A 13370-nucleotide genomic window follows, 5' to 3' on the forward strand; every position below is an offset into this window, starting at 1 on the left:
GGTTCGGGTTTTTACTAGCCGTGTTTTGGGGCTGGCGGATTCTAGAAGTTCACTAAATGCTTAGTCAATACTAAAAAAACAGATTGTTAGATCAATTGGTTATAAAAAATATGTAAAAAAATACAGTAAAATCCATATTTTTAGACTCATGCTGCGTGAAATGACAAGCTCTTGGGCTCGGGCGCTTGTCAAATTCAATCGGTGTGAGGCTGGCCATTGGCAATCCGATTTGAGTACTTGAGATCACTTTGGTATCGTGCAGTTGCCTGTCTATTTCAGGCATCGCCAGACAAAGCGAAATCTCCCTCCGAGGGCACTCAGTGCCAAGGTGCAGCAGATGCCGCTTTCATGGCAACCCCCTGGAGGCAATACCTTGCCTCCTCGCTATGTGGACCTTTATCTCCGCATTGCGACCGATGGCAAAGACCGTTGTGTCAGCCGTCAAGCCCGGCAGGCAAGCCTCAACCGCTTGTCAGCTGGGCTTTCTTGTTTGTGCCGGCCCCTGGTATTTGGGGGCGGTGCCTTATATATAGATAATGGGGGCTGTTCTCCCAGAGCTTTCGCCATGCAGTCGCCTGAGCGGCGTGCGTCCTTGCAAGGGGGGGGCAGCATGTCAGTCCGTCTGACTAAGGCTTGTGCCAGATCACCTTGCGGAATTTGGTGCGGCGTCATGCTGCGGTCTTTTTGCCCACTCCGGTGAAAATAGTTTCTTTGTCGTCCTGGCCTTCACAGCATGTGTTGCCATGGCGGGTCTTCGTGCAATGCGTGGAGGCCACCCTTGTTATCCATTGGATCCATGTTTCCACTTTTTTCTCGCAACAAAATGTCCGACGCACCTGAAGTGAATCCGGCTCCGGCCAAAACGCATGAGCCGCATCCGCTGGATGTACTGACTGGTGGCGCTTTTTCTGCCGCAACGTCTGGCGAGCGTGCCTCACGCATTCGCGAATGGCTGGCTACCCAGCCCGTGCCCGAGCAATTGCAGGATGTTTTCAAGGAGTTGAGCGGCCGTGACAAGGGTGCAGCCCGTGCGGTGCGCGAGCGCCTGGATGAAATTCGCCGTGCCAAGGGCCAAGAAAATATTGCTGCCGAGTGGGCTGAAAAGGCCCAGGCGCTTTTGGCTGCACCCAAACTCAACATCGCCGACGCTTTGGCTTGGCAGCGTGATGCAGCCAAGGCGGGAGCACCTTTGTCGCGTGAACCCCTGTCGTTACTGAAGGTGCAGGTTGCGGACCGTGTGAAGGTCATCGAAGACCTGCAGCACCGCGTGCAGGTGCAGCGTGAAGCCGCTGTGCTCCTCGCGCAACGGATTGAAGTGCTTTCCACCAAACCATGGCGTGATGCGCACTCGGCACTCGAACTGTTGAGAGCAGATGTTGCCCGTTGGCAGGAGCAGGCGCAGGAGCTGACCAGCGATGCCAGCTGGGCAAGTGTTGAGGCGCGGTTTCCACCACTGCTTGATGCGTCGCGCACGCAGCTGTTGGTCGTCTGGGACGCATTCCAGCCTGCAGTAGCCCAGGCCGCTGCCGCCGCAGAAGATGTGAGTGCGCCGCTCCCGCCAGTGCCTGTGTGGGCTGATGAATTGCGCGTTGCGCGCGGCTTGCCGACCGAAGCGGCTGCAGTCGCTGCCAAATTGCCCCGTGCAGCAAAGCCGAAGGTTGCTCCCGAAGTCATAGACAAGGCAGCGCAAGCTGTGCGCGACGCCCTGGCCACCCTGGAAAAGGAGACGGCCGAGGGGCATGGCAAGGCCAGTGCAGGCGCAGCTACGGCTTTGCGCGCTGTGCTCAAGGTGCATGGCAAACATATCGACAACTCCTTGGAGCAGCAGGTGCATACGGCCCTGGTGGCCGCTGGCGAGCTGGAAGGCTGGCAGCGTTGGAGCGCAGATCAGGTTCGCGAAGACCTGGTTGCCAAGGCGGAAGCACTGCTTAATCGCCCCGAGGGTCAGGCGCTTGGTGGCCGCAAGATGCAGGAAACCCTTCGCAATTTGCGCGAGCAATGGAAGCAGGCAGACCAGGGTGGAGCGGCGAACCACGCACTTTGGAAGAAATTTGACGAGGCTTGCAACGCTGCCCACAAGGTGGTCGAGGCCTGGTTGGACAAGATTCGTGCCGACGCCGCAGAGCACAAGGCGCAGCGTTTGGCCTTGATCGAGGAAGTCACGGCGTGGGCGCAAACGCATGCATCGTCCGGAGACTGGAAGGCCATTCTTCGCGCCCTTTACCAGTTTGGGGACCGCTGGCGTGAAAGCGGTCATGTGGGTGAAAAGCTCTTTGCCGAATTGCAGCCGTTGTGGAAGCAGGCCATTGGTCTGGCTGCCGCCCCGCTGGAGGCAGCGCAGAAAGAAAGCCTGGCGCGCCGCCACGCCATGATCGACGAGGCCGTGGCATTGGGCGCCGCGCCTATGTTGCGCATTGACGCTGTCAAGGCGCTGCAGCAACGTTGGCAGGCCGAGGCCCAGGCCGTGCCGTTGGACCGCAAATACGAACAAAAACTGTGGGATGCCTTCCGCAAGCCAATCGACGAAGCCTTCAATCGCAAGTCGGCCGACCGTGAAAAGGCCGTGACCGAATTGAGCGCGCGCGACCGCATTGTGCTGGAGGCGTCCAAGGCGCTTGAGGCTGCCAACGCGACCGGAGATGCGCAGCAAATCCGCGCGGCCGTGCAAGCCTTGGAAGCTGCTCTGCGCGGCCAGGCCCAGGCGGCGGAGGCGGCTGCCTCAGCCCACAAGAGTGAGCAAAACGCTGCCGCTTCGGTGGCGCAGTCCGACAAGGCTGCTGTAGCGGCCGGTGGCGGCGAAGCGGCGTCGACAGACAACGAAGCCTCTGCGGTGGATGGTGTTGCCGATGGGGATGTTGAAGCGCCTGCTGCAGCCCCCATGGAGACGCCTCCGAAGCCCGCCCGTCCCGTGGTGGCCGTGCGTGGCGACGATCGTCCCGGCATGAAGAAAGACGCACCAGCGGCCCCTGGCCGTGGTGCGCGCCCTGGTGAGCGCCGAGATGGTGGCCGTGGTGATGCTGGCCGTGGCGGTCCGCGAGATGGTCGCCCTGGCGATCATGGTGGTGACCGCGGCGGCCGCTTTGGTGATCGCCCGCCTTACGAGGATCGTGGCCCACGGTTGGGCGATACGGCCTTTCGCGCGCAGCGCGACGCGATGGAGCACGCCCAGATGGCGCTCAAGAAACTCGCGGCACAGGCCCATGGCGAGGCTCTCACGCAACTGCTGACCGCTTGGGAAAAACGCGATGCCGAGCAGGTGCCCAGCATGCAGGATCTGGGAGGCCGCGTGACACCCGCTGTGCGCACGTCATGGACGCAAGCGCTGTCGGCGGCGCCCAAGGGTGATGCGTCTGAAGCGCTGCTGCGCTTGGAGATGGCAGCAGATGTTCCAACGCCGGCAGAGCATATTTCTGCACGCCGTATGCTGCAATTGCAACTGCTTACTCGCCGCAACGATCCTGCGCCTGAGCAGACCTGGGGTCAGGATGCTGCCCGCGTGCTGGCCAGCCCCAGCGATGCGGCCACCGCACGCCGCCTGCAGAACGTGCTCAAGAATCTGCTGCGCAAGTAAACGAGTCAGTTGACAAGCATTTTGGGCTGGCTTTTCCGGCCCAGAATGTTGGTACGCCCCAGTGTGCTGGCCTCTTTGGGCATAGCCGCTGGGGCGTTGTTGTTGGTGGGTGTTTCTGGTGCTCGTTTATGGCACGCGCACCTGGAGTGGGGCGCTTTCTGTTGTTGCGACTGACGCGGCGCTGGTGGCGGCCGCGTAGGTGGAGGTTGTGCCGACAAGGGAAGCCATCACGTTCGCTCGTCGGTGGAGGGGCGGGGATGGCTGTGAATGAATTCTGCGGTGTATGAGCGTCCAGCAGAAACAAAAAAGCCGTTGCAAATGCAACGGCTTTTTATGTGTTTGGTGCCCAGAAGAGGACTCGAACCTCCACGATGTTACTCGCTAGTACCTGAAACTAGTGCGTCTACCAATTCCGCCATCTGGGCTTTCAGATCAGCCTCGAATTATAGAGGAAGTATTCAGCACTTCTGGCGAATCTCAGAAAAAGTTTGAGAATGTCGGAATGTGCGAGAGGCGTGACGGGAAATAAAAAAGCCGCTGAAAATTCAGCGGCTCATTTTTTGAAACCTTCACAGGTTCTCGTTAAACTTGGTGCCCAGGAGAGGACTCGAACCTCCACGATGTTACTCGCTAGTACCTGAAACTAGTGCGTCTACCAATTCCGCCACCTGGGCATTTCAGGAAAGTCTAAGATTGTATATCAAAAAAACCTCCCCCGGAGTGCAGCCCGCTGCACATTTGTCCCAAGAGATTGAAGGCAGCGTACAGGGGCACCGTGATGGACACGGTTTCGTCATCCGCGACGATGGCGAAGGCGACATTTATATCCCCCCCAACGAAATGCGCGCCGTCCTGCACAAGGACCGTGTGAGGGTGCGCATCGTGCGCCAGGACCGCCGTGGTCGCCCTGAGGGCCGCGTGGTGGAGATCATCGAGCGCCCACCGCAGCCCATTATTGGGCGCCTGCTGCAAGAAAGTGGCGTGTGGCTGGTGGCGCCCGAAGACAAGCGCTACGGGCAGGATGTTTTGATCCCCAAAGGCGCTACCGGGGCCGCAAAGCCAGGGCAAGTGGTGGTGGTTGAATTGACCGAGCCCCCCGCGCTTTTTGGTCAGCCTGTCGGGCGTATTACCGAGGTGCTTGGTGAGGTCGATGATCCCGGCATGGAGATCGAGATTGCGGTGCGCAAATACAGCGTGCCCCATGAGTTCTCGGCAGAGTGTCTGGCCCAGGCCAAAGAGCTGCCTGACAAGGTGCGTGCGCAGGACAAAAAACGCCGGGTCGACCTGACAGACATTCCCCTGGTGACCATCGACGGCGAGGATGCACGCGATTTTGACGATGCCGTGTATTGCGAGCCGGCCAAGGTGGGCCGTGGCAAGGGCTGGCGTTTGCTCGTGGCGATTGCAGATGTCAGCAACTATGTCGAAACGGGCAGCGCCATCGATATTGACGCTTACGACCGAGCGACCAGTGTGTATTTCCCGCGCCGCGTGATCCCCATGCTGCCCGAAAAGCTCAGCAACGGCCTGTGCTCGCTCAACCCCGAAGTGGAGCGCCTGTGCATGGTCTGCGACATGATGGTCACGGCCAAGGGCGAGGTGCATGCGTACCAGTTTTACCCGGCGGTGATGTACAGCCACGCGCGCTTCACATACACCGAGGTGGCGGCCATTCTGGCCAACACGCGTGGCCCCGAAGCCAGCAAGCGCAAGGAGCGGGTCAAGGACCTGCTGAACCTGCACGACGTGTACCGCGCGCTGCTCATCGCGCGCCAGCAGCGTGGTGCGGTGGACTTCGAAACCACCGAGACACAGATCATCTGCGATGAGAACGGGCGCATCGAAAAAATCGTGCCACGCACCCGCAACGAGGCGCACAAGCTCATCGAAGAAGCCATGCTCGCCGCCAACGTGTGCAGTGCCGACTTCATTGACCAGGGTGGCCAGCCGGGCCTGTTCCGTGTGCACGAAGGCCCAACGCCTGAAAAGCAGGAAATCCTGCGCAACTACCTCAAGGCCATGGCCGTCGGCATGACGATTGGCAACGATCCCAAGCCCGCAGAGTTCCAGGCGATTGCCGAGGCCACCAAAGACCGCCCCGACGCCCAGCAGATCCACACCATGCTGCTGCGCTCCATGCAGCAGGCCATCTATACGCCCGTCAACAGCGGCCACTTTGGCTTGGCATTTGACGCATACACGCATTTCACCAGTCCCATCCGCCGTTACCCCGACCTGCTAGTGCATCGCGTCATCAAGGCGATCCTGAGCAAGACCCGGTACAAGCTGCCGACCTTGCCCATGCCGGGCGAGGCCCATGCCAAGCTCGCCAAGCGGCTTGCATCGCGCGTTGCCGCCCCGGGCACCAAGCCCCGCAAGGATGTGGTGCCGCCCAGCCGCGATACCTTGGCCTGGGAGGCCGCCGGCCTGCACTGCAGTGCCAACGAACGCCGCGCCGACGAGGCCAGCCGTGATGTGGAGGCCTGGCTCAAGTGTAAGTACATGCGCGAGCATCTGGGCGAGGAATACAGCGGCGTGGTCAGCGCCACGACCAGCTTTGGCATCTTCGTCACGCTCGACGCCATGTACGTCGAAGGACTGGTGCACATCACGGAGCTGGGTGGCGAGTACTTCAAGTTCGACGAAGCCCGCCAGGAACTGCGCGGCGAACGCACCGGCATCCGCTACGCCATTGGCTCTCGCGTGCGCGTGCAGGTGAGTCGTGTGGATCTGGATGGCCGCAAGATAGATTTCCGTTTGGTACGCGAAGGCGAGGAGTTGCTCGCCCGTGCAGCCAAGGACAAAGGTGCAGGCCCCTCGGAAGGCTCCGGCACTGCCGCGCACAAAACGGGCAGCCGCTCGGCCGGCAGACGCAAGGGCGGGCAGACACCCGAGAAGGGCAGCACCGAGATGGCGTCGCTCACCCGCGAGCGTGCGGCACGTTCACCTATTCAGGAACTCAAGGCCTCTGTCAAAAAAGCGGCTGGCGCCAAAACGGGCAAAAGCAAGAGCCGTAAACCGCGGCGCGGTTGAAGAGGGGGCAGAGCGTGCAAACAAGCACCGCTGAAGGCGCCACGCAGGCGTGCTTTTGAATTGCTATTTATTTTGTAACTGCTAGCGCTTTATTCATAAGCGCTAGCGGCTATTTTTATTCATACGGCACTATTTCAAACGCCGCTGTGACGTGGCGAAGTGGCGCCTCGTGCGTTGCTTGTTCTGCTTGTGGTGTGTTGCGTTCAGCGGCCCATTGCCATGGGCCCTTGGTGTGTGATGCCTGGTGCCAGGGCTTTCAGCGGGAAACCCACCGCGCCAATGTGCTGGCAGTCAGTGTTGGCACGATGGAATCCGTGAGGGCAATGCAATCAGTGGCGTCGCTCCTTGCATTGCGCTCACGGGCCTCAGGGTGTTGCGTGGGCCAGCAGTCTGCCGCCAGGCCATGGGCGTACACCGCTTCGCTGGCAGCGCGCAGCGCGCTCGCTTTGGCTGCCAAGCGTGCGCCCACCATGCCAGCCAGTACATCGCCCGTGCCGGCGGTGGCCAGCCGGGCGTTGCCGGTGGGGTTGATCGTTGGCGCCTGGCCGGGCGCCGCAATCACAGAGCCCGATCCCTTGAGAATGGCCACACACTGAAATCGCGCTGCCAGTTGTTCTGCGGCTTCTATGCGATGGGCCTGGATGTCGGTGGTGCTCGTCCCCAGCAGCCGAGCGGCCTCCAGGGGGTGGGGAGTGAGCACCGTGGGCTGGCCTCGCTCGCTGCGTGTTTTTACCAGTGTTTGCAGCGTTGGATCGGATGCGACGAGGTTGAGTGCATCGGCATCCAGCACCAGTTGGGCTGCGCGTCTGATGACCTCGGCCAGCACGCGGGCCACGGCCTGGCCGCCGCCACAGCCGCAGACAACGGTGAGCTGTTCCAGCGCCAGCGCTTCAAAATGGCGGAACATCAACTCGGGCTGGGCTGGGTCCAGTTGTTGGTGGCCGTTGTCGAGCAGCGCGACCAGCACCCGGCCCGCTCCACTGTGCAATGCTGCCGACGCTGCCAGCAAGGCCGCGCCGCCCATGCCCATGCCGCGTGCGTCAAGGCCTTCGCCCCCGATCACGGCGACGTCACCGTAGCTGCCCTTGTGGCTGGCATGGGCGCGTGGTGTGGCCAACGCCGGGCCTGACAGTTGGCAAGACGGTGGTGTGGGGCGGGTGTCCACCCCCAAGCCGTCCAACCAAACCTGTCCCGCTGCATCTCTCCCCACGGCAGTAAACAAACCGGGCTTGAGGGTGAGCAAGCTCAGGGTGTAGCGCGGCGATGTGCTGGGGCAGGGCGCATGGTCGGGCGATGGCGATGGCGATGGCGCATGGGCCGTGGGGCTTGGTCCGAAACCCTCGGCGAACTGGCCCGTGTCCGCATCCAGCCCGCTGGGCAGGTCCACGGCCAGGACGGGGGCGGGACTGTGGTGGAGCGCGTCCAGGCAGCGCTGCATCCGATTTTCTGGCGCACGCACTGGCCCGGCAGGATGTGCCGTGACCCCGATGCCCAGCAGCGCGTCGATACACAGGTCTGCGGCTGTGAGATGGTCGGGCGGCGCGTCGGCCCAATGCACCCCCGCGTCTTGTGCGCGCCGCCACGAGGCGAGTGCATCTGCGGGGGCTCGGTCGGGGTGACCCAGCCAGGTCACCACCACCTCCCGGCCGCTGCGCTGCAGGTGCATGGCGGCTTCCAGGCCATCGCCGCCGTTGTTGCCGGGGCCGCAGGCAATCCACACCGTGCGCGCGTGGGGCGCCAGCGCCTGTGCCAACCGGGCCACGGCGAGGCCGGCGCGCTGCATGAGGGTGTGGGGTGGCAGCGCGGCCGCCGCCATCTGCTCGATGTGCCGGGTGGCGGCAGTGTTGAACAGCGCGTGGGGCTGGTGGTGCGTGATGCGGTTCAGGGTGGGTTGCATGGTGCGGTCCGGTCGATCCGTAGTTCGGTGCGTGCAGCAGCGCGCCAGGGGCTGCTGATTCGGCAAAAGGCGACAAACCCCTCTGGCTTTGCCTGCGTGCGCCAGGAGGGCCGTCATTTTGCGCCGAGACCGCGATCAGACCGCGCAGGTGCCGAGCCGTTCAGAACCTGCGCATCCCCAGCCCGTCAAGGTTCACTTCGGGTTCGCGCTGCGCGATCAGGTCCGCCACCGCCCGCGCGCTGGCGCAAGCCAGGCCCCAGCCGCTGGCGCCGTGGCCGGTATTGAGCCACAGGCCGGCCAAGCCAGTGGCACCCAGCAGGGGGGCGCCGTCGGGCAGCATGGTGCGCGCTCCTCGCCAGATCTGCAGCCCCGATGACAGCTGCGCGCCGCCAGGGAACCAGTCGTTGAGCGTGCGGTACAGGCGCTGCAGCGTGGGCGTGTGGTGTTCGGCGTCTGGCCCGGCCCACTCTGCACCGCCAGCGATGCGCACGCGTTGCCCCAGGCGGGTGATGCTGATCTGCTGGGCGATATCCACCACGCTGGTGCAGGGGGCATGGGTGGATTCGCGCACCGGTGCGCTGACGGAGTAGCCATGCACGGCTGTCATCGGCAGTCGCAGGCCTACAGCGGGCAGCAATGCCGCGCAGGCCATCCCGGCGCACAGCACCACCGCGTCATAGCGGCGCAGTTCGGACTCGCCTTGCACCACAAGCCCGGTGGGGTTGCTGCTGATGCGATCGACACGGGTGTTGAACGCATAGTGCACGCCCGAGCCTTGTGTGCCTTGGCGCAGAAGCTGTGCAAACAGGCGGCAGTTGCCTGCGCCCGCATCGGGCAGGTGGATCGCGCCTGCCAAGGGCGCTTCGGGCGACAGGCCGGGTTCGATCACGCGCGCCGCATCGGCATCGATTTCGTGCAGCGGTACGCCTGCATCGCGCAGCACCTGCAAGGCCGGCTGCAGCGCGGCACGTTCTTGCTCGCTGCGCAGCAACACCAGCCGCCCGCTGCTGGCTTCGAAATCCAGTTCATGGCGGGTAGCGATGGTGTGGATGCGGGTCAGGCTGTATTGCGCCAGGCGTTCAAGGACGGCCGCCGGGGCGCTTTGGTTGCGCGCCACATGGCGCCAGCGCCTGAGCCAGGTCAGGTTGGCCCGGCTCAGGCCACCGGCCACCCGGAGTGTGGGGTGCGGGCCCATGATGCGCAGTGCCTGGCCGAAACCGGGGATGGCCCACGGGTTCAGTGCCAGGGGGGCGAGCAAGCCGGCGGTTGCAAAGCTGGCTTCTTCAGCGGCGGCGCCGCGCTGTTCGAAAACGGTGACCTCATGGCCATCGCTGGCCAGCTCATAGGCAGTGGTGACGCCGACAATGCCGGCGCCCACGATGGCAATCTTCATGGGTTGGTGTGTTTTTGGCCTGTGGCGCTTGATTATCAAGCGCTGGCAGCTATTGTTTTTGTAGTATTTGTTCGATTTGCAGGCTGATGTTGAGAACCGTGTCGTCCCTCAGTGCACCGTGCCAGATCATCATGCCCACCGGGAGTTCCCCTGGTTCGTGGCAGGGCAGTGACAATGCGCAGCCATCGAGCAGGTTGACGACGCTGGTGTTGCGCAGCAGCAGGTTGTTAACGCGAAAGAACTCGGCGTCGCGCGCAGCATCCTGCGCATGATCACTGCCGTCGGCGGGCGCCACGTCGGCCAGCAGTGGTGCCACGATGGGGGCGGTGGGCGACAGCAGGGCGTCATAGCCCTGCATGCTGGCGTGCATGCGTGCGATCCAATGCTGGCGGGCATCCATAAGATCAAGGTATTCCCAGGCCATGACCGTGGCCCCTTTTTCGATGCGTGCGCGCACCCGGGGGTCGTAGCGGTTGGCTGCTTGCTGCAGCAGCTCACGGTGCCAGGCGTAAGCCTCGGGCGCCGCAAAGCCATAGGACGGTTGTTCCTGTACAGCGGGCATGTCGATGGTGTCAATGGTGGCGCCCGCAGTGCGCAACAGGGACACGCTGCGCTCGAAAGCGCGGGCCACCGTGGCGTCCATCCCGTCAAGAAAAACGGTGGATGGGATCGCAAGGCGGTATTGAGACAGCGGCGCCAGACTGCGCGTGACGCGCCGGGCGGCCAGGATCTGATGCGCCACGATGGCATCGCGCACCGTGCGTGTCATGGCGCAGGCGGTGTCGAGCGTGGTGGACAGCGGTACGGTCCCCGATGTGGAAACGAGGCGGGTGGTGCTCTTGAATCCCACGATCCCGTTGAGCGCCGCCGGAATGCGGATCGACCCACCGGTATCAGACCCTAGACCGATGAACGCCGCCCCGGTCGCCACCGACACGGCGGCGCCTGATGACGATCCCCCTGGAACCCGGGGCGCACCGACAAGGGCGCCCGAGCGCGCATCCCATGCTGCCGGCGTGCCGAAATGGGGGTTCACGCCCACACCGGAGAATGCGAATTCCACCATGTTGGTACGCCCGATGATGGCGCCCCCTGCCGCACGTAAACGAGCCACGGCGGTGCTGTCAGCGCGTGCAGCGGGAGCATTCTCGAGCACGGTCGAGCCTGCGGGAGTGGGTTGGCCTGCGATGTCAAACAGGTCCTTGACCGACACCGCCAGCCCCGCCAGTGGCTGGGCGGTCATACCGGGTTGCACCGATGTGGTGCGCGCGGTGTCAAACAGCGTGCGTACAAAACTGTGGGTGTTCGACGGCGCCTGCGCAATGCCGATGCAACGCTCCATTTCGGCCGCCGGGGTGGTCGCTTCAGTCCGCAGACGCTCGCGGGTGGCAATCAGGTCAGAAAACATGGGTGTGCTAGAATCTTTGGGTTTTGCTGGGTGCTGTAACGCAATGCGTGCAGGGCGCAAGTGTCATCCGAAGTGATGTGGCTTTTGAGCTGCGTGGCTATATCGCTATCGGGTTGAGGGCTCTGGCGCTGCATATGTGGTGTGGCAGCTGCAGCAAGACAAATCGCAAACCAGCCCTGTCAAGGTGTTGTGCCTTTCGTGAAAACCACGGCGGCGCAAGTATTGGGGCTGGATTTTAGACCCAACCTTTGGAGTATTTTTATGTCCGTTACCATGCGCGAAATGCTGGAAGCCGGTGTCCACTTCGGTCACCAAACCCGCTTCTGGAACCCCAAGATGGCCCCCTACATCTTCGGCCATCGCAACAAGATTCACATCATCAACCTGGAAAAATCGCTGCCACTGTTCCAGGAAGCCCAAAAGTTCGCCAAGCAACTGGCGGCCAACCGCGGCACCATCCTGATGGTCGGCACGAAGCGCCAAGCCCGCGAAATCCTGTCCACCGAAGCCCTGCGCGCAAACGTGCCCTTCGTTGATCAGCGCTGGTTGGGTGGCATGCTGACCAACTTCAAGACCGTCAAGACCTCTATCAAGCGCCTGAAGGACATGAAGGCCCAGCAAGAAGCCGGTCTCGACAGCCTGAGCAAGAAGGAGCAACTCACGTTCTCCCGCGAAATCGCGAAGCTCGAAAAGGACATCGGCGGCATCCAGGACATGGCTGCATTGCCTGACGCCATCTTCATCATCGACGTGGGCTTCCACAAGATCGCCGTGGCCGAAGCCAAGAAGCTGGGCATTCCGTTGATCGGTGTGGTGGATACCAACCACTCGCCTGAAGGCATCGACTACGTGATCCCTGGTAACGACGACTCGGCCAAGGCTGTGACGCTGTACGCCCGTGGCATCGCTGACGCGATCATCGAAGGCCGTGCCAGCGCCGTCAATGAAGTGGTCAAGGCTGCGACGTCTGAAGGTACGGACGAATTCGTGGAAGTGCAAGAAGCCGCTGCCTGATCGCCCGGCTGCGCGATTCGTCGCGAATAAAAGCGGGGCCCCTGGTGAGCCCCCTTTTTTTTAGCCCAAATCTGAATCGATTGAACTGAATATTGAAGGAATAAAGATGGCTGCAATTACCGCAAGCATGGTCGCTGAACTGCGTGGCAAGACTGACGCGCCCATGATGGAATGCAAGAAGGCGCTGACCGAAGCCGATGGCGACATGGTCAAGGCCGAAGAGTTGCTGCGCGTCAAGCTGGGCACCAAGGCTGGCAAGGCTGCATCGCGCATCACCGCTGAAGGCGTGGTCGCCAGCTACATCAGCGGCACCACCGGTGCCCTGGTCGAAGTGAACAGCGAAACCGACTTCGTTTCCAAGAACGACAGCTTCATGGCGCTGGCCAAGGCTGCTGCCGAACTGGTCGCCAAGCACAACCCTGCCGACGTGGCTGCCCTGGGCGCGCTGCCCTACGAGCAAGACAGCTTCGGCCCCACGCTGGAAGATGTGCGCAAGGGCCTGATCGGCAAGATCGGCGAGAACATGTCGTTCCGCCGCTTCAAGCACTTCGGTGGGTCCAGCAAGCTGGCCTCGTACCTGCACGGCTCGCGCATCGGCGTGATCGTCGAGTTTGAAGGCGATGAAGTCGCTGCCAAGGACGTGGCCATGCACATCGCTGCCATGAAGCCTGTGGCCCTGACCAGCGCTGACGTGCCTGCCGACCTGATCGAAAAAGAGCGCTCGGTGGCTGCTGCCAAGGCGGCGGAAGACAAGTCCAAGGCCGAGGCCGAAGGCAAGCCCGTTCAATCCGACGAAATCGTTACCAAGCGCATCGAAGGCGGCGTGCAGAAGTACCTCAAGGAAGTCTCCTTGTTCAATCAGGTCTTTGTGAAGGCTGCGGACGGCAAGCAGACCGTCGAGCAGATGCTCAAGGCCACTGGCACGACCGTGAAGGGTTTCACGCTGTACGTCGTGGGTGAAGGCATCGAGAAGAAAGTGGACGACTTCGCCGCCGAAGTGGCTGCGCAAGTAGCTGCTGCCAAGGCTGCGGCCTGATCGTTTCCGTTATTCCCC

At 62.4% G+C, this 13370-nt stretch carries 7 protein-coding genes and 2 tRNA genes; 4 read left to right on the plus strand and 5 right to left on the minus strand.

All coding sequences use genetic code 11. The annotated features are described in order from the left end of the window. Positions 1–796: 796 nt before the first annotated feature. Positions 797–3571, plus strand: coding sequence for a DUF349 domain-containing protein (locus KI609_RS08750; protein ID WP_226449146.1), 2775 nt, complete (start codon positions 797–799; stop codon positions 3569–3571). Positions 3572–3911: 340 nt separating this feature from the next. Here KI609_RS08750 and KI609_RS08755 read toward each other — a convergent pair. Together KI609_RS08755 and KI609_RS08760 are read right to left on the minus strand one after the other, a co-directional pair. After that, a tRNA-Leu gene (locus tag KI609_RS08755) sits at positions 3912–3996 on the minus strand. Positions 3997–4160: 164 nt separating this feature from the next. Then, positions 4161–4245, minus strand: a tRNA-Leu gene (locus KI609_RS08760). A 19-nt stretch (positions 4246–4264) separates the two neighbouring features. On the opposite strand from KI609_RS08760, the gene rnr reads away from it, so the two are divergent. Next, the gene (rnr, locus tag KI609_RS08765; protein ID WP_226449148.1) at positions 4265–6604 is read left to right on the plus strand and encodes a ribonuclease R; all 2340 of its coding nucleotides are present in this window, start codon (positions 4265–4267) and stop codon (positions 6602–6604) included. A gap of 256 nt (positions 6605–6860) precedes the next feature. On the opposite strand, the gene KI609_RS08770 is transcribed toward rnr, so the two are convergent. The 3 genes from KI609_RS08770 to KI609_RS08780 form a co-directional block, all read right to left on the minus strand. After that, positions 6861–8501: an NAD(P)H-hydrate dehydratase gene (locus KI609_RS08770; RefSeq protein ID WP_226449150.1), complete on the minus strand. Its 1641-nt coding sequence runs from the start codon at positions 8499–8501 to the stop codon at positions 6861–6863. A 160-nt stretch (positions 8502–8661) separates the two neighbouring features. Next, positions 8662–9894: an FAD-dependent oxidoreductase gene (locus KI609_RS08775; RefSeq protein WP_226449152.1), complete on the minus strand. Its 1233-nt coding sequence runs from the start codon at positions 9892–9894 to the stop codon at positions 8662–8664. Positions 9895–9943: 49 nt separating this feature from the next. Continuing rightward, entirely contained in the window at positions 9944–11302 is a 1359-nt protein-coding gene (locus KI609_RS08780; protein WP_226449154.1) for an amidase, read from the minus strand. Positions 11303–11563: 261 nt separating this feature from the next. Between KI609_RS08780 and rpsB the strand changes: the two genes are divergently transcribed. After that, positions 11564–12316 carry a 30S ribosomal protein S2 gene (gene rpsB / locus KI609_RS08785; protein ID WP_226449156.1) on the plus strand — a complete coding sequence of 251 codons (753 nt, stop codon included), beginning with the start codon at positions 11564–11566 and terminating at the stop codon, positions 12314–12316. A gap of 106 nt (positions 12317–12422) precedes the next feature. Next, the gene (gene tsf, locus KI609_RS08790; protein WP_226449158.1) at positions 12423–13352 is read left to right on the plus strand and encodes a translation elongation factor Ts; all 930 of its coding nucleotides are present in this window, start codon (positions 12423–12425) and stop codon (positions 13350–13352) included. Positions 13353–13370 lie beyond the last annotated feature (18 nt).

This window comes from Acidovorax radicis (assembly GCF_020510705.1).
Classification (GTDB): domain Bacteria; phylum Pseudomonadota; class Gammaproteobacteria; order Burkholderiales; family Burkholderiaceae_C; genus Acidovorax; species Acidovorax radicis_A.